Origin of the sequence: Faecalibacter macacae (assembly GCF_003687725.1) — a bacterium.
Lineage (GTDB): Bacteria > Bacteroidota > Bacteroidia > Flavobacteriales > Weeksellaceae > Empedobacter > Empedobacter macacae.
Genome location: NZ_RDOJ01000003.1, coordinates 171,464 through 189,974 on the forward strand (window position 1 = coordinate 171,464; position 18,511 = coordinate 189,974).

The 18,511-nt window shown below is 30.2% G+C and carries 17 protein-coding genes; 11 read left to right on the forward strand and 6 right to left on the reverse strand.

All coding sequences use genetic code 11. The features are described 5' to 3' along the window. Positions 1-78: 78 nt before the first annotated feature. From EAH69_RS03415 to EAH69_RS03445, 7 genes are all read left to right on the forward strand, one after another. Entirely contained in the window at positions 79-492 is a 414-nt protein-coding gene (locus EAH69_RS03415; RefSeq protein ID WP_121933784.1) for a DUF4293 domain-containing protein, read from the forward strand. Positions 493-704: 212 nt separating this feature from the next. Then, positions 705-2,888, forward strand: a complete 2,184-nt coding sequence (locus EAH69_RS03420) for a glutamine synthetase III family protein (protein ID WP_121933785.1) — start codon at positions 705-707, stop codon at positions 2,886-2,888. Between the two features lie 321 nt (positions 2,889-3,209). Beyond that, positions 3,210-4,043, forward strand: coding sequence for a T9SS-dependent choice-of-anchor J family protein (locus EAH69_RS03425; RefSeq protein WP_121933786.1), 834 nt, complete (start codon positions 3,210-3,212; stop codon positions 4,041-4,043). 105 nt (positions 4,044-4,148) lie between these two features. Beyond that, entirely contained in the window at positions 4,149-5,240 is a 1,092-nt protein-coding gene (prfA, locus tag EAH69_RS03430) for a peptide chain release factor 1 (protein ID WP_121933787.1), read from the forward strand. A gap of 106 nt (positions 5,241-5,346) precedes the next feature. Further along, a complete protein-coding gene (locus tag EAH69_RS03435; RefSeq protein ID WP_121933788.1) occupies positions 5,347-6,615 on the forward strand; it encodes a DUF2851 family protein in 1,269 nt (422 codons plus the stop codon). Then, positions 6,615-6,836, forward strand: coding sequence for a PspC family transcriptional regulator (locus tag EAH69_RS03440; protein WP_121933789.1), 222 nt, complete (start codon positions 6,615-6,617; stop codon positions 6,834-6,836). The genes EAH69_RS03435 and EAH69_RS03440 overlap by 1 nt, the downstream gene beginning before the upstream one ends. A 97-nt stretch (positions 6,837-6,933) precedes the next feature. Continuing rightward, positions 6,934-7,932, forward strand: coding sequence for a ComEA family DNA-binding protein (locus tag EAH69_RS03445; RefSeq protein WP_121933790.1), 999 nt, complete (start codon positions 6,934-6,936; stop codon positions 7,930-7,932). Positions 7,933-7,991: 59 nt separating this feature from the next. Here EAH69_RS03445 and EAH69_RS03450 read toward each other — a convergent pair whose 3' ends face one another. The 3 genes from EAH69_RS03450 to EAH69_RS03460 all read right to left on the reverse strand — a co-directional run bounded on the left by EAH69_RS03450 (position 7,992) and on the right by EAH69_RS03460 (position 12,912). Continuing rightward, entirely contained in the window at positions 7,992-10,904 is a 2,913-nt protein-coding gene (locus EAH69_RS03450) for a M16 family metallopeptidase (protein ID WP_121933791.1), read from the reverse strand. 63 nt (positions 10,905-10,967) lie between these two features. Next, the gene (gene crcB / locus EAH69_RS03455; protein ID WP_121933792.1) at positions 10,968-11,339 is read right to left on the reverse strand and encodes a fluoride efflux transporter CrcB; all 372 of its coding nucleotides are present in this window, start codon (positions 11,337-11,339) and stop codon (positions 10,968-10,970) included. 4 nt (positions 11,340-11,343) lie between these two features. Then, positions 11,344-12,912: an NAD(P)/FAD-dependent oxidoreductase gene (locus tag EAH69_RS03460; protein ID WP_121933793.1), complete on the reverse strand. Its 1,569-nt coding sequence runs from the start codon at positions 12,910-12,912 to the stop codon at positions 11,344-11,346. Positions 12,913-13,004: 92 nt separating this feature from the next. On the opposite strand from EAH69_RS03460, the gene EAH69_RS03465 reads away from it, so the two are divergent. After that, positions 13,005-13,397 carry a protease inhibitor I42 family protein gene (locus EAH69_RS03465; RefSeq protein WP_121933794.1) on the forward strand — a complete coding sequence of 131 codons (393 nt, stop codon included), beginning with the start codon at positions 13,005-13,007 and terminating at the stop codon, positions 13,395-13,397. A 35-nt stretch (positions 13,398-13,432) separates the two neighbouring features. Then, entirely contained in the window at positions 13,433-13,870 is a 438-nt protein-coding gene (locus EAH69_RS03470; RefSeq protein WP_121933795.1) for a protease inhibitor I42 family protein, read from the forward strand. Positions 13,871-13,920: 50 nt separating this feature from the next. On the opposite strand, the gene EAH69_RS03475 is transcribed toward EAH69_RS03470, so the two are convergent. Together EAH69_RS03475 and EAH69_RS03480 are read right to left on the reverse strand one after the other, a co-directional pair. Further along, positions 13,921-15,114: a C1 family peptidase gene (locus EAH69_RS03475; protein ID WP_121933796.1), complete on the reverse strand. Its 1,194-nt coding sequence runs from the start codon at positions 15,112-15,114 to the stop codon at positions 13,921-13,923. Between the two features lie 133 nt (positions 15,115-15,247). Beyond that, positions 15,248-16,876, reverse strand: a complete 1,629-nt coding sequence (locus tag EAH69_RS03480; RefSeq protein ID WP_230466687.1) for a BamA/TamA family outer membrane protein — start codon at positions 16,874-16,876, stop codon at positions 15,248-15,250. A 100-nt stretch (positions 16,877-16,976) separates the two neighbouring features. Between EAH69_RS03480 and EAH69_RS03485 the strand changes: the two genes are divergently transcribed. Next, entirely contained in the window at positions 16,977-17,267 is a 291-nt protein-coding gene (locus tag EAH69_RS03485; protein ID WP_121933797.1) for a DUF3817 domain-containing protein, read from the forward strand. A gap of 67 nt (positions 17,268-17,334) precedes the next feature. After that, the gene (locus EAH69_RS03490; protein WP_147439078.1) at positions 17,335-17,814 is read left to right on the forward strand and encodes a hypothetical protein; all 480 of its coding nucleotides are present in this window, start codon (positions 17,335-17,337) and stop codon (positions 17,812-17,814) included. 62 nt (positions 17,815-17,876) lie between these two features. On the opposite strand, the gene EAH69_RS03495 is transcribed toward EAH69_RS03490, so the two are convergent. Continuing rightward, complete coding sequence (locus tag EAH69_RS03495) at positions 17,877-18,479, reverse strand: hypothetical protein (protein WP_147439079.1); 603 nt, start codon at positions 18,477-18,479, stop codon at positions 17,877-17,879. Positions 18,480-18,511: the final 32 nt, after the last annotated feature.

An 18,511-nucleotide genomic window follows, 5' to 3' on the forward strand; every position in this document is an offset into this window, starting at 1 on the left:
AAGTATTTGTAATGCAATAGTACGAAATTCTTGGAATAAGTAAAAAAAATATATACATTTGTATACGAATTTTAAGATATGATTCAGAGAAAACAAAGTATTTACTTATTTCTAGCCGGATTAGTTTCAATGCTATTTGCTATTAATTTTGATAAATTAATAGATACTACACTTGATTTTTTATCAGATCCTTCTAAAGGTGATATAATTTTTAGTTTAGCATTTTTCTTTTCAGCTGCAGTATCTTTTTTCTCAATTTTAATGTTTAAGAATAGAAAACTTCAGATGACATTAGGTTGGGTAAATATAATTTTGAATATTTTATTAATTGGTTCTTTCATTTTTAGTCTATTAAATTTACCTGGAGAAGGAAATTCTGAGAAAGGTATTTGGGCTATCGTTCCTTTAATCACGATTATTTTACTGTCAATAGCTAATCGTTTGATAAAAAAGGATGATAATCTTGTGAAATCTGTAGATAGATTTAGATAAGACCAACAACTTTTATATGAGCGCAATTTAAAGCAGTTTTTAGTTTACTAAAACTGCTTTTTTTTTGAATTAAACTTAAGTTTTGGTACGAAATTACTCTTGTAAATATTATAATTAATGCTTTTTTGTGATGTACCCCTAAAAAAAATAGGGGTGTGTATTAAAATTTATTTTATTTTTGCTCCATCAAACAAAATAAACACATCAATAAAATGTCAACTCTAAGATTTAAAGCGTTAGAAAAGTCTGTTAGTAAACAAGCTGAAAAAGTTGTTATCAACGAAAAATTATCAACATTATTCGGAGAAAATGTATTTTCTCATGATACAATGAGAGAGTATTTACCGAAACAAGCTTTTAAAGCGATTATCTCTGCAAAGGAAAAGGGAACTAAAATTCCACGTGAATATGCTGATCAAGTAGCTTCTGCAATGAAAGATTGGGCTATTTCTAAAGGAGTAACTCACTTTACACACTGGTTTCAACCGTTAACAGGAACTACAGCAGAAAAACATGATTCTTTCTTTCGTCCAACAGAAGATGGTCGTGCAATTGATATGTTCGAAGGAACAGCATTAGTTCAACAAGAGCCAGATGCATCATCTTTCCCAAATGGAGGTATTCGTAATACTTTCGAAGCTCGTGGATATACAGCTTGGGATCCAACATCTACGGCATTTATTATCGGTACTACGTTATTTATTCCTTCTGTATTTATTTCTTATACAGGTGAAACTTTAGATTACAAAGTTCCATTATTAAGAGCATTACAAGCTGTTGACGAAGCTGCAACAGAAGTAGCTAAATACTTTGATAAAAATGTAACAAAAGTTCAGTCAACTTTAGGTTGGGAGCAAGAATACTTCTTAGTTGACTTAAATTTATATAATTCTCGTCCTGATTTACAAATGACAGGTCGTACTTTAGTTGGACACTCTCCAGCAAAAGGGCAACAATTAGATGATCACTATTTTGGTGCTATTCCAATGCGTGTGATGGCTTTTATGCAAGAAATGGAAGTGGAATCTATGAAGTTAGGTATTCCTGTAACTACACGTCATAATGAGGTTGCTCCAAACCAATTCGAATGTGCTCCAATGTTCGAAGAAGCAAACCAAGCAGTAGATCACAATTCATTATTAATGGATTTAATGGGTCGTATTGCTAAGAAACACGACTTTAAAGTTTTATTACACGAGAAACCATTTGCTGGTGTTAATGGATCTGGTAAACACAATAACTGGTCTTTATCTACAGATACTGGTGAAAACTTATTATCTCCAGGTAAAAATCCAAAGAAAAACTTACAGTTCTTAACTTTCTTTGTAAATACAATTAAAGCAGTTTCTGAATACGGAGACATGTTACGTTCTGCAATTGCAGAAGCTGGTAACGATCACCGTTTAGGAGCTAATGAAGCACCTCCTGCAATTATTTCTATCTTCATCGGATCACAATTAACTTCAGTTTTAGATGAATTAGAAAAAGTAACGGAAGGAAAATTATCTCCAGAAGAGAAAACAGAATTAAAATTAAATGTTGTTGGTAAGATTCCAGAAATCTTATTAGATAATACAGACCGTAACAGAACTTCTCCATTTGCTTTCACAGGAAATAAATTTGAGATTCGTGCGGTAGGTTCTTCTGCTAACTGTGCTGAACCAATGACTGTTATTAACACAATTGTTGCACAACAGTTGAAAGAATTTAAAGTTGAAGTTGATGCTTTAGTAGACGGCGGTTTATCAAAAGATGAAGCAATTTTCAATGTATTACGTGAATACATTAAATCTTCTCGTAATATTTTATTTGAAGGTGATGGTTATTCTGATAACTGGGTTGAATTAGCTGAATCTCGTGGATTAAATAACTACAAAACAACTCCAGAAGCTTTAAAATTAGAATTAGATCCTAAATATATTGGAGTTTACGAAAAAACGGGTGTTTTATCTGCTCGTGAAGTTGAAGCGCGTAATGAAATTAAATTAGAAAAATACTCAACTAAGATTTCTATTGAGGCGAATGTTTTAGTAGATTTAGTTTCTTCACAAGTTATTCCAGCTGCGGTTAATTACCAAAATGTTTTAGTGAAAAATGTGAAAGGTTTAAAAGATATTTTTGGCGATGAATTCAAAGAATTAGCAAAAGATCAAATGGATTTAATTCGTGTAATTTCAACACATATCAATGCAATTAAATCATTTAATGATCAATTAGTAGCTGAAATTAAAGCTGCTAAAGAAGTTGCTGATCACCAAGAACAAGCAGAATACTACGGTGCTAAAGTTAAACCACTATTTGATGAAATTCGTTACCACTCGGATGAGTTAGAAGAATTAATCGATAACAATTTATGGCCATTAACTAAATACCGTGAAATGTTATTTACAAGATAATAAATAGCTCATTATATATTAAAAGTCCCAAATTATTTATTTGGGACTTTTTTGTTTTTATATCGTATTGTAATATATAAATCTAGTTAAAATTATATTTATTTAAATTAATAGGAATCGTGATATTAATTTTCTAAAAAAAAATAATAATATCAAGAAATAATAGATTTAATTTTTATCATATTTATATAAATTGATTTAATTTATTAGTTATTTATAAATAATACTTTGAAAATGTTATTTTAATAATATTAATTATTATTCTTTAACTATATTTGTTAAACACAATAATGAATTAATTACTTTTAAACATATACTATTATGAAGAAATTTTTATTCTCTTTATTTGCTCTTGCTGCTTTTTCAGCAAATGCACAAACTGTTATTTATTCAGAAGATTTTAACTCTGCTACTGTTGATAATCCACCAGCAGGATGGGTATTCCAAGATATGGACGGTGATGGATATAATTTTGGTGACATGTATTTTGTTCCAAACTCTGCAGGGGAACCATCTACACCAGTATCATTAATTTCAAGATCTTGGCAAGTTAGTCCATTAACACCAAATAATACTGCTACATCTCCGTTAATCGATTTAACAAATGCTTCAGGTGCTATTACATTAGAATGGAAAGTAACTGCGGCTAATAATGTATCATGGAATAGTGAAAACTACTCTGTGTATGTTCATACTGTAGAAGATGTATACGAAGCAGTTTTCGAAGAACCAGTTTTCACTGAAACATATACTGGTGCAGGAGGGTTTCCAGGTGTTCAAACAAAAACTGTAGATATCTCTTCATTCGCAGGTCAAAGTGTTTTTGTTACTTTCAGACATCACGATGTTACAGATATGGATTATTTATCGTTAGATGATGTAACAGTAAAAGCAGAAGTTTTAGGAGTTGCTGATATGAATGCAGCTAAAGTTTCTGTATATCCAAATCCAGTAAAAGACGAGTTTAAATTAAACTTAAGTGCAGCTTACAATTCAGCTAAGACAGAAGTAACAGTTACTGATTTAACAGGAAAAAAAGTAAAAACTTTTGCAGCTGGTGAATCTTATAATGTTTCTGACTTAGGAAAAGGAGTTTATATTTTAACAATTACTGATGGAGTTAATAAATTCACTCAGAAATTAATTAAAAAATAATAAAATATATTTCTAAAAAAAAACCGATGAGAAATCATCGGTTTTTTTTATTCAAATTTTCTGAATCCCTTGATATATTGTATCTTTGCAAACCAATAATTGATTATGGCAGATTTAGGTCTATTAGATAAATTAAGAGCAATTAAACAACGTTTCGATGAGGTTGCGGATTTAATCATCCAACCTGATATCGTTACTGATCAGGCTCGTTACGCAAAATTAAACAAGGAATATTCGGATTTAAGAGATTTCGTAGAAATTCAAAAAACGTACGAAGGTTTTATTAATGCAATTGAAGAAGCTGACGAAATCATCGCTGATGGTTCTGATGCAGAAATGGTTGAATTAGCAAAATTAGAGAAAGACGAAGCAATTAATGCAATTCCAGCTTTAGAGGAAGAAATCAAAATGATGTTAATCCCTAAAGATCCAGAAGATGATAAAAACGTTATCGTAGAGTTACGTTCTGGTACTGGAGGTGATGAGGCTGCAATTTTCGTAGAAGACGTTTACCGTATGTATTCTATGTACTTTAAAGATAAAGGATGGAAACACGAAGTTTTAAATACTTCTGAAGCATCTGGAAAAGGTTTCAAAGAACTTATTATGGAAGTTTCTGGTGATGCTGTTTACGGAACTTTAAAGTATGAATCTGGAGTGCACCGTGTACAACGTGTTCCTGAAACTGAATCTCAAGGACGTGTACATACATCTGCAATTACTGTTGCTGTTTTACCAGAAGCAGAAGAGGTAGATGTTACAATTAATCCAGCAGATTTAGAGTATCAAACTTCTCGTTCGTCTGGAGCAGGAGGACAGAACGTAAATAAAGTTGAAACGAAAGTACAATTAACGCACAAACCATCTGGTATTGTTATCGTTTGTCAAGAAGCTCGTTCGCAGCTGAAAAACCGTGAGAAAGCGTTACAATTATTACGTACAAAGTTATACGAAATTGAATTCGAGAAGAAGCATTCAGAGCGTTCAGCTCAACGTAAATCGTTAGTATCAACTGGTGACCGTTCAGCTAAAATTCGTACATACAACTATCCTCAAGGACGTATTACTGATCACCGTATCAATAAATCTATCTATAACTTAGATAACTTTATGAATGGAGATATCCAAGAGATGATTGATGCTTTGAAGATGGCAGAAAATGCAGAAAAATTAAAAGGAGAAGAAGACGATTACTAAATCGAATATTTTCTTTAAATAATATAAGCCTTCCAATTTCGGAAGGCTTTTTTATTTTAAGTAATTAATATTCAGTTTATCTATTGATTTTTAGATAAATTAAAGAATGAAAGAATCATTTTTACATTATATCTGGCAAATGAAATGTTTGAATATTACAGATTTAAAAACATTTCATGGAAGTTCGATTGAAATTATCAATTTCGGAAAGTTAAATCATGACTCTGGTCCAGATTTTTATAATGCTGAAATTGTAATTAATAAGCAACTTTGGGTTGGTTGTGTAGAAATGCATGTTAATTCATCGGATTGGAATTTACACCATCACTCAGAAGATGAAAGTTATCAAAATGTAATTTTACATGTCGTTTGGAAGCATGATAAAGAAATTGATAAACTAAGACAATCTAATGTAGAAACGTTGATTTTAGAAGAGTTTGTACCAAAAGAAGTTATTTTTAATTATCAACAAATAGTTTCAAATAAATTAAATCAAATTCATTGTAAAGGATTATTGAATAAGATAGATTGGGACAAAATTTCTTTTTGGTTTGATCGATTGTTAATTGATCGATTAGAAGAAAAATCAAATTCAATATTTCAACTTTATGAAGAATCGAATAACAGTTGGGAAGAAGTAACCTTTAAATTATTAGCTTCCAATTTCGGTTTAAAAGTAAACAAAGAAGCGTTTGAAATTTGGTCAAAATCGTTTCCTTTCTCAGTATTGCAGAAGAATCAATCGGATAAAAATAGAGTTGAAGCCTTATTTTTTAGCCAAGCAGGATTTTTGGAAGATGAAGTTGATGAATATGTAAAAGAACTAAAAAATGAATATAATTTTTTACAGAGAAAATATGATTTGAATTCGTTGAATAAATCAATTTTTAAATTCTCGAGCATGCGACCTCACGGATTTCCAACTATTCGTTTAGCCCAATTATCTTCAATTTATTCAGTAGAAAAAAGTTTATTTTCAAAAATAGTATCGTTTCAATCCATCAAAGAAATTGAAGTTTATTTCAGAAATTTTGAACCGAATGATTATTGGAAAACTCATTTTGTTTTTGGGAAAGAGAGTAAAGAAACTTCCAAACAACTTTCTATTAGTAAGATTCATAATTTAATTATTAACACAATTTTGCCATTAAAATTTGCATACGAATTAACCAATGATCAGTTAGATATAGACTATTATTTAGAAATTTTAAAACAGTTAAAAGTTGAATCAAATTCTATTGTAGAAACATTTATTGATTCGGGTTTTAGAATAAAATCAGCAAAAGATTCACAAAGTGTAATCCATCTTAAAAAAAGATATTGCGATGAAAAAAAATGCTTAAATTGTGCCATCGGAACTGAAGTTTTGAAATAATGAAAGAGCAAATAAGAAATTTTACAGAAAAAAGTTGGTTTAACGTTATCTCTCGTATCGCAGATAAATTTGGGGTTCGTGTAACTAAATTACGTTTTATTTATATTTATTTAGCATTTGCCACTTTCGGTTTAGCCTTTATTGGTTATTTTATTATGTTATTCTTTTTTTGGATAAAAGACTGTTTTGTTATTAAAAGAAAATCAGTTTTTGATTTATAAATAATTATTAACCGAATTCATTTTTAGAATTCAAATATCTTAGCTTTTCTCAAATAATAGCATGTAGGTTTGGTTGGTTACATAAATCTATAGGCCTATGAAAAGTTTAAGAAAAGATCGTTGGCATTTTACTTTTGGCCAAAGAATAGGAATCTTTATTTTATTACTTACTTTATTATGTTTTGAAATGGTTTTAGCTTTTCAGAACAAAAGCAACGAGCTTTCGTTACAAAAAGTAGATTCCGTATATTATCAAAAATTAGAGAAAGAATTAGCTGAATTGATCGAGGTTCAGAAAACGAAACCTTTCAAAAAATCAACTTTATCTTCAACTAAATTTAAGCAAGATTCATTAAAACCTTTTAATCCCAATGATTTACCAAAACAAGGTTGGGAAAAAATTGGTTTTACGCCAAAACAGGCGGAAGTAATCATGAAATATAAACAAATACTTGGTGGAAAATTTGAATCGAAAGAGCAAATTAAGAAATGTTATGTAATTTCTGATGAGCTTTATGAAGCTTTGGAGCCATATATTTTACTACCCGATAAAGCAAAATCTGATTATAAATTAGAGAAATCTCAGTTATCTAAAAAAGTAACATATCGAAAATTTAATCCTAATAATTATACTGTTGATGATTGGGTTAAAATTGGTTTTAGTCCTAAACAAGCGGAAACCATTTTGAAATATAAAAATATAGTCGGAGGCGAATTTAAATCGAAAGAACAGATTAAGAAATGTTATGTTATCTCTGAAGAGAAGTACAATGAAATGAAAAATTTTATTGATTTACCTGAGAAATTAGAAACGGTTTATACAAAAAATACAATAGAAAATATTGAGAAAAGAGAAACTCCAAGTCATGTTAAATCTGACGTTAAGAAAGTTGAAATTTCAAAAAAGTTTAATCCTAATGAATTGGATTTAGAAGGTTGGATTGCTATGGGCTTTACTGAAAAACAAGCACAAACTATTCTGAATTTTAAACGATCATTAGGAGGGAAGTTTAAAGATGCAAAAACTCTGAGTAGGAGTTATGTTATCTCCGATGAAAAGTTTAAAGAAATGGAACCTTTTTTAGTGTTTGATTAAAATAAAAACACCACTTCAATTAACTGAAGTGGTGTTTAATTTTATAATGAAATTAGTTTTTAGTAGTTGAATAAATCTTCAAGAGTTAATTCTTTTACTTCTCCTAATTTGTTTACAGCTTCCCAGTCTAAGCTTTCTTTTTTTCCGATTAATCCAACATTAAATTTTTGTCCTTTAATGTGTTTTTGGAAAAATTGGTCTAATTTATCAATAGTTAAAGTAGATGTTTGGTTATAGATATCTTTATTGATATCGTAGTTAATACCGCGATCTTGTAACGATAACCAGTAGAAAAATACATTAGATTTTGTATAACGTTTTGTAGCAATTTGTTTTAATGCTGCTTGTTTTGAGTTTTCGAATTGATTTTCTGCTTTAGGCATATCATTCATTAATTCTAACATCGCATCAACTGCTTGTGGCAATTTGTTTGCTTGTGTACCAATATTTGCTCTTACATAGTTGTAATCATTCTTTTTACTTGCGTTAGAATAAGCCGAACGTGCAGAATAAGCTAACGATTTTGACTCACGAATTTCTTGGAAAACGATAGAAGATAATCCACCCCCAAAATATTCATTAAACATTCCTGAAGGAGTTAATAAATTTGAATCAAATTGCTGATCTCTTGCTACGAAATTAATTTCTGCTTGTACCATATCATAAGGAGCAAAATAAACTTTTCCGTCTGTTGCAGATTGCGCAAATTCTTTTTTCGCTGGAATTTTTGTAGCCTTACCAAAGTTGTGGTATTTCTCTATTAACTTTTTAGTTTCAGCTTCATTATTTCCAAAGTAGAAAATTTGGTGCTCATAGTTAAAGAAATCTTTAATAATTTGCGTTAATTCTTTTGGATCAATTGCTTTTAATTCTGCTTCAGATAAGATATTTCTAAAACGATTATCTGGTCCGTATTGTGCATAATTATTTAATGCAGCAGCAATAGCATTTTTATTTTTCTTCGCGTTTACACGAGATTTTAAAATTGTATTTACATACTCGTTGTAAGATTCTTTATTTGCTACAGCATCAGAAATTAAGTGTTCAAATAAACTTAAACCTTCACCTAAATTCTTTTGTAATGCAGTAACAGAAACATATGTACGATCAGTTCCTGAGTTAACGTTATATTCAACCCCGTATTTGTAAAGCTCTTTCTTTAAGTTTTCTGCAGAATACTTAGATGTTCCTAAATAATCTAAATAGTTAATAGCTAAAGAAAGTTTTTTATCATGATCAGATCCAATTTCAGAAATGTAGTAAACAGTACTAATATCGTTTGTTTTATTTTGGATTGAAGTGAATTTAGTATTCTTTACTTTTCCTTCTTTCATCTCTTTTTTGAAATCAACAAAAACTGGTTTAATATCGTCAGAATTAATTTTCATAAATTCTTTGTACCAGTTAGATTGTGCATCACGATTTAATTGAATTGGAGTAATTCCTGGATTAGAAACACGTACTAAATCTTTATTTTCTCCTTGACGTTTGTAAACAATTACATAGTTATCATTGTAATATTTGTTAGCAAATTCCATTAATTCTTTCTTCGTGATTTTAGATAAATCATCGTGTTCAGAAACTACGTTTTGCCAAGGTGTATCATTAATGAAAGATTTGTATAAGCTTCCCGCTAAAGCACGTGTGTTTTCCCATGATCTCATACGAGATTTTTTCATGTCATTTACTACGGCTTCAATCATCCAATCGTCAAATTCACCTTTCTTGATTTTATCAATTTGGCTTAATAATAAATCACGAACTTCTTCTAAAGATTGTCCTTGTTTAGGCGCTCCAGAAAAAGAATGCATTCCGTAATCACGGAAGAATGAAGCACCAGAACCTGCTCCTAAAGCTTTTTGTTGTTGATTGATATTTAAGTCGATTAATCCAGCTGTTGAATTACTTAAGATGTAATCGATTAATGTTACATATTTAGCATCTTTAGAGTTTACTCCGTCAAAACGGTAAGCGAACTGAACTCTTTCAGATGAAGGGCTTGTAACGTCTGAAGATACGATTTTTTTAATTGCTTCTTCCTTTGCAACATATTGTGCTGGAGCTGGTTTTTTAGCCATTCCACCAAAATATTTATCAATTAAAGGAAGTGCAGTATCATAATCAAAATCACCAATTAATAAAACAGCCATATTACTTGCAACGTAGTATTTGTCGAAGTAATTATGAATTGCAACCATCGATGGATTCTTTAAATGCTCAGAAGTTCCAATTGTAGTTTGTGTTCCGTAGTGAGATTTAGGAAATAAAGTTTCCATTAATTTATAGAAAACTAATCGGCTATCATTATCCTGAGATCGGTTAAATTCTTCGTAAACAGCTTCTAATTCAGTATGGAATAAACGTAAAGTTAATTCATTAAATCTTTCAGCTTCAACCATTAAGAATTTTTCTAACTCGTTACTTGGAATATTGTTGTGATAAATAGTTTCTTCTAAAGAAGTATGTGCATTTGTTCCAGATGCTCCTAAAGACGAAATTAATTTATCATATTCATTTGCTACCGCATATTTAGACGCTTCTTGAGAAACCTCATCAATTTTTTTGTAGATAGCAATCTTTTTTTCTGGATCTTTTTCAGCTTTATGTTGCTCGTATAAATCTGAAATTTGTTGGATTAAAACTTTTTCTTTTGCCCAATCTTGTGTTCCGATTTTTGATGTTCCTTTAAATACCATATGCTCCAAATAGTGAGCTAAACCAGTATTATCTTCAGGATCATTGTTAGAACCAGTTTTTACGGCAATGTGAGTTTGGATTCTTGGCTCATCTTTAATTTGAGCTAAATAAATTTTTAATCCATTATCTAATGTATAGATACGTGTTTTTGTTGGATCATTTTCAACTATTTCGTAACTATAACCTTTGTTGTCAGTCTTTTTCACGGTATTAAATTGTGCATGAGCTAATACTGAGGAAAATAGTATTCCGCATACTAGTAGTGATTTTTTCATGTAGTTAATTTTAATTAATCTAAAAATAGGGATTATTAACTAAACGAAAAAAAAATAATAATGTTAAAGGATTATTTTATAACCTATTCTAACAGCTAAAATTCCTAAAATTATGCTTGACGCAATATATAATAATGGCATAAAGAAATTTTGTTGATGAAATAGATTGTAATTTTCGTTAGCGAAAGTAGAAAATGTAGTGAAGCCACCACAAAAGCCAACGATTAATAATGTGTTTAAATCGGAATTTCCGAGATTATTCTTCTCAGAAATTCCGTATAATATTCCGATAAGCAAACAACCTAAAATATTAATTGAAAATGTAGCGATAGGAAAAGATATTGTTACTAATTGTTTGATTCCGATAGTAATCAAATAACGTAAAATACTTCCTAAAGCTCCACCAATACCAACTAATAAAATAGATTTTAGCATCGTTTTATTTCTTTAAAAAATTCTTTACAGCAACAGCAACTTTTGCACCGTCCATTGCAGCAGAGATAATTCCACCGGCATATCCAGCACCTTCGGCACAAGGGAATAAACCAGAAACTTGTACATGTTCTAAAGTTTCTTCGTTACGAGGAATTCTTACTGGCGATGATGTACGAGATTCTGTAGCAACAACGTTTGCTTCTTCTGTATAATATCCATTCATTTTTTTTCCAAAAGTTTGGAATCCTAATCGTAAAGAATCATGAACTTCTTTTGGTAAAACTTCGCTTAGTAAACCAGAAGTTAAACCAGGAAGATATGAACAATCATTTAATGAATTTGATAATCTTCCTGAAACGAAATCAGTCATACGTTGTGCAGGAGCTTTTAATAATCCTCCACCAACTTGCCATGCTTTTTGTTCAACCATTTGTTGAAATTTCATTCCGGCTAACGGTCCTTCAAAACCATATTTAGCAAAATCTTTTTCATCAACAGTTACAACCATTCCGGAATTTGCAAAATATCCATCACGTTTAGATGGAGACCAACCATTTACAACTAATTCTCCTTCATCTGTAGATGCTGGGGCAATGATTCCACCAGGACACATACAGAATGAGAAAACTCCACGTCCAGCTTCTTGAGATACTAAAGAGTAAGATGCAGGAGGTAAATATTCATTTCTTTCTGTTCCTATAGGGCAGTGATATTGAGATGAATCAATTAAATTTTGTTGATGTTCAATACGAACTCCTAAAGCAAAAGGTTTAGCCTCAATTAAAACTTTTTTAGCAGCTAACATTCTGAAAATATCACGTGCTGAATGTCCTGTTGCTAAAATTAATGATGAGGTTTTGATACGTGTTTCATTGTTTAACTCAATTCCTTTGATTTGATTATTTTCAATGATAATATCAGTTAATTTCGTGTCGAATAAAACTTCTCCACCACATTCAATAATCGCTTCACGCATGTTTGCGATAATTCCTGGTAATTTATTTGTACCAATATGTGGATGTGCTTCTTGTAAAATTCTTTCAGTTGCTCCGAAGTGAACAAACCATTGTAGAGATTTTAAAATATTACCACGCTTTGTAGAACGCGTATATAATTTTCCGTCCGAATAAGTTCCAGCTCCACCTTCACCATAACAATAGTTAGATTCTGGGTTTACTTTTCCTTCTTTGTTCATTGCAGCTAAATCGCGACGACGATCACGAACATTTTTACCTCTTTCGATGATAATAGGTTTTAAACCTTGTTCAATCAATTCCAATGCAGCGAATAAACCAGCAGGTCCGGCACCAGCAATATATACTTCGTGTGCGTTGGCTACATTTTGTAAATTAGGATTGAACTCGAAAGCATCAAAAAAATCTTCACCAATAAAAACATTTGCTTGTAATTGGGTTACAATATTTCTACTACGTGCATCTAAAGATCGACGTATAATTTGGTAAGATGTGATGTTTTCTGGTCTTGTCTTTGCTGCAGCGGCTAAACGTTGTTTTAAAATTGTTTCGTTTGCTGCTTCTGCAGGAGAAATTCGGATTGTTACGTTTTGAGGCATAGTTATTGTCTAAAAATAAGAAAACAAAATTAAAGTAAACGGAGCAAAAGATATAATTTTGTTCAAATAAATAATGAAAAATACCAAATACTATGAAAAATACATTTCTTACAGCTACTGTTTTAATGTTTATTACATCTTGTTCAGTTCAAAAAGGAGAACACACAAAAATTTATAATTTGGATGATGTAAGTTCTGAATTAACTATAAAATTGAAGGTTGATGAAACGATTCAGTTAACAGCAGCAGCAAATCCATCTACGGGATATTCTTGGAATATTACTTCACCAGAAGGATGTAATGTAGATTTAGTGAAAGAAGATTCTAAAAATTTAGGAGAGGAAGGAATTGTAGGTGCTCCAATCCGAAATATTTATGAGTATAGAGGAACTTCTACTGGAGAATGTATTGTAGAATTTGATTATAATAGATCTTGGGAAGGAAAAAGTAATCAGCCTAAACGTGTAAAATTTATTGTAAAATAAATCTGAGTTAATATAAGTTTGAGTAAATTTATCTTATGAAATTTAACTTTTGGACTTTTGTAATTGTGGCAAGCATAGCTTTTGTTTCTTGTGGCGATAATAAATCAGATAATTCTGATTCGACTTCATCAGAAGAGGCTATTTTAGAAACTGAACAAGCACAATCTTTTGTGAAAGATTCTTTTACGTATTACAATGGACATCAGAAAAAAGTTGATGTAATAATTGATCAATATTTTGGATTTGTTTTCAAGGCAGATGGACAGAATTTGCAATGGGAATTAGACCCGAAAATAGGCGATAATTTAGCTTATGTTTCTGAAATATACGAACCTGAATTAGACAAACCTGAAACAAAATCAGATGGAAAGCAATATTTTACTTTTCAAGCAGCAAAAAAAGGACATACAAAACTGAAATTCAAATCAAAAATTTCAAACGAAACAAAAACGATTCATATTCATGTTAAATAAAAAAATCCACTCAAATTTGAGTGGATTTTCTGTTTATATAGATTCAGTAATTATTTACCAATTTTCTTTAAAAGTTGTTTCGGAACACCGTTTTTATGAACCAATAAGTTTAAAGTTTTATATTGCACATATGCTTTTGTTACATACATATAACCTTCGTAATCGTTACTTGCTCCCCAAGAATTTTTGATGATGTAGTACTCTTTTCCATTTTGATCTTTAGCTAAACCAACAATGTGCATTCCGTGATCATCAGTCGTTTCATAATTATCAAATGCTGTTTGGCGCATTTCTTCTGTAATTACACGTTCTTCTTTTGGTCCGTTAAACATTGTCGCTTTTTCGTCAGCAGTCATATCTTCGAAACGTTTTGTAGGAACGTAAGCTACTCCATTTTTCCAAGAGAAAGATTTCTCAGAAACATCTTGTGCCCAAGCTACTGTAAATCCATTTTTCAATGCATAATCAATAGTATTTGTAATATCGTTCATCGGAACGTTGTAATATTGACCAAATGCCCAGTTATCTGGAATCATTAAAGTAAAAGGCTTGTATAATTCTTCGTTTTTGAAAGAAGATAACGGAATATAATCGTTAGGATTAATTCCTACCACTTCGTCAGCAAAAGTACGAGGTGTATATTTTTTACCGTTGTAAGTAAATTCAGATGGATAAGCTCCTAAATAAGCATCCATAATTCCTGAATAAGCAGTTTTCCAGTTTGTAGTTAACTTTCCGTTTGGGTTAGAAACGATTCCTTTTAAGAAACCTTCCATCGCAGCAGACATTTCTCCAAATTGGTTTTTAGTCGTACCATAATTTAAACCAGAATAAACGTCTTGCGGAACCATTCCGTATTTTTTGTACACGTTCATTACATCATGGAATAAACCACCTTCTCCTAAAGCTAAGTTACCATGCATTTTCACGTACTGATTTGCTCGATCTGCATAAGCATTACGCGCTACGAAAATTTGTGATAATTGAACTGGTTGTTTTCCCATTCTTAACATTTCAGACTCTAAGAATGAATTTCCAGAATATGACCAACATGTTCCAGATGAACCTTGGTTTTGAACTGGAGTTTTTGCTAAGTTGATTAATTCTGTAAATTGAAAAGATTCTTTTGCGTTATCGCTTGTATTTTTACTTAAAGAATTAACTAAGTTATCTTGTGCATTAGCAACCTGTACTGCGCCTAAAAATAAGGCTGATGCTAATATTGGGTAGAAAATTTTGCGCATTTTAAATAAATTGTTGTTTGCTATTGGTAGCTAATTTCATTAAAATGTTAGAAACAATCCCTACTTTTTTTGAAAAAATGATTAGAATTAACGTTTTTTGATTGATAAGTCCTTTTGAATATAGGATTGTGATTTAAAATTGACTTAAAATACCAAAATGTATTTTTGATTCTTTAAAATCAAAAGGTGTATTTTCTGTTTTACCAACGGCGTAGCTTAAATTAAAAATTCCGATTTTAGTCATAAAAGATAATCCTGTTCCGAAACTGATGAAATTTGTATTTAAATCCATTCGTTTGTTATCGATAAAAGCATAATCTCCGAAAAGACTGATGTAAAATCCATCATTTGGCAGGAAACGATATTCAACACTTCCAATTCCGTACAGATTAGCAATTATACTTTCTTCGTTAAACCCTCTTATACTTCCAAAACCACCAATTCGGTACAATTCATTTTCTGAAAAAGAATCATTTTCATCAAACAAACCTTTAAAATTAACAGCACCTTTGATGTAATGTTTTTGATGCAATTGAAAAATTCGGAAAGTTTCTAATCCTATTTCATATTGCTGAGAACTTTCGTTTACGATATCCTCGAACCAAGAAAAATTCTTTTCTTTTCGAGTAATTGAAGAAGCGAAAACACGTAATAATGATTTTCCTTCCATCAACTGAAACGGATGACGAACAAAATATTCGTAGCTTAAACCAATTCCTGTTTTATTAAAATCGTCATAATTAGAAGCAAAACTTTCATCGTCTAACAAATAATTAGATGAGGTATAAGATAGATTTGCACCTAAACTTGAATTTGGATTGATTTGGTAAAATAAACGTTCATTTAAATCTAAATTAACAAAAACAGAATCTTGTTTAAATAACTTAAATTGCGTTTCAGATCCAATCGGAGATTTGAATAAATAAGGTAATTTAACTCGAATATCTAAAGTGGTATTTTTATTTGCTGTACCTATCCAATTTAATCGAATTTGTTCCAAACCATTAAAAATATTATTCAGTTCTAATTGCACATTTCCATTTAATTTAAAATCGCCATTATCATCATTTCCGAAACCTAAAATTCCGTCAAATGTATTTGATTTTACTTTTTTTGGGTACAAATAAACGATAGTTGAATCTGGTCTAAACAAGGTTTGAGGTTCTTGTAATTGCTGAAGGTAATTGGTGTTTTGCATTACATTACTTGCGTTGGCAAGAATAGATTCATTATAGATTTTTCCTTTTTTTAGGCCTAAACCATGTTTGATATAACCTTTAGAAAGTTTAGTGTAACCAACAGATTTTACCGCGTCAATTTTTCTTAGCTCACCTAAATTTAACTTCAATTCAATCTTTTGTTCATCATTAATATTTCCTTGCGGAATTAATTGAACATTTGTAAAAGCATATCCTTTTTTGTCCTTCTCTTCGATATATTTAGTGATTATCGAATCTAAATTATTGGTTGGATTGAAATCTTTATTCTTGAAAATACTTTCATTTTTAACCCAAATCTTTTTGTAGTTTTTTCCTTTGTTTAAATAGACCTTATCAGCATTAATCGAATCTATTTGTAACGTATAAAATCCATTTGAAGCTAATGAATCTAAAGCTTTAATTTGATTATCTGTATAAAAATCAAATTCGTAACTATTTTTTTGCTCGTTCCATCTATAAAATTCGGTTTTGTTTTGTGCGGATACGGAAATCCCACAAAGAAATAAAAGTATAGAATAGATATAGAACAAGTTTTTTATCATTAAGGTTAGAGATTAAAATAATTGATTTATAAATATATATGATTAAAAATCATTTTTAATCAAAGAAAAACCATTTATTTTTGAGCCAAATTTAAGATTAATGTTGAAGTTTTTTAAAATTACTGGGTATTTAGAAGCATTTTCTGCTATTGCTTTATTCTTTTTTGCAATGCCGATGAAGTATATTTTTGACGATCCTACATGGGTAACTCACACGGGACGTATCCACGGTGGTTTATTTGTTTTATACATGGTGCTTGTATACATCTTAAAAGAAAAATACAATTGGTCTTGGAAGATCTTTGCTATTTTCTTTGTTGCATCAATTATTCCTGGAGGAACAATTTGGGCAGATAAACGCTTAATAGAAGGAAAAAAATATAACGATTAATAAAATACGGAAGCTAAGAGTATCATATTCTTAGCTTTTTTTGTATATTTATACTAACTACATAATTATGAGAAAACGTATAAATATATCATTGCATCCAGTTTTTATCTTGATATCGAGTATGTATTTATTAATCTTTTTTACTTACGGAATTAAAAGTTTGAAAGGTTTATTATTAACTGGTTATCATCAAGAAGATATAATAGGGTTGATTATTTCAATATTAGCTGTTTCATTTTTTGCTTATTTAGCTTTAGTGAGATACAGAAGAATTGAGATATATGAGGATCGATATGTTTTAAAAAGTATTGTAGCCTCAAGAGAAATTTATAAAAATGAAATTGATTCGATTCGTAAAGTTCCTTTAAACTTCTTTAATTTTGATATAGGAAGTATTGGAGTAATGGGTGTGATAAATTTAAGTTCGTCTGGCGAAGCTTATAATGTTTCTGATATTAATAATACGTTAAGGATTGCTTTAAAGAATAACGAGGTGTTACATATTAGTTGCGATAGACCAGAGGAGATTACTCATAAATTAATATAAAAAAAGCTGAAGTGAAAACTTCAGCTTTTTTGTTTGGTTGTATTTGATTGAATTTATTTTTATTATTTTTCTGGTTTCATGATAATTTTGCCCATCACAATTGGTTTTGGATTAAATTTTTCTCTTGAAAGAATTACTTTATTTGGTAATTGATCCGATTGATAGTTTTTTATCAAATCCTCTACAAAAAGATTAGAGGCTATCCTAATTTCAATAGTAGCATTTTTTTCAATATCAAAATTGATGATGTAATCTTGATTAGCATTCATCTCAGCTAAAACAACTTTATTATTGATTAATAATCGAAATGTTTCTTCGTTTTGAATGGAACTTGAATTTAATCGAAATGTAATTTGCTTCTTCTGTATTTTAATCGTTTGATTTGAGTTTAAATCGTCTTTAAAGACGGTATCCATCGCATTTACTTGTGGAGTAAGAAAACCAATAGCTGATAAAGCGATGATGTTGTAAATACTCTTTAACGGATTAGAATCTTTTAATAGATCTTCATTAAAAATACCACATGTAATATTATTCTCCTTTATTTTATTTATCGCATCTGATTTACTTAAGGCGGATAAATCAGGAATTTGATGATCGCATTTTGAACAGTAATTATTTTGTGATAATTTTTCTGAGCATGGTTTATTAATTATGATTTTCATCTTAAACATTTTTAGGATTCTGTTATTAAGAT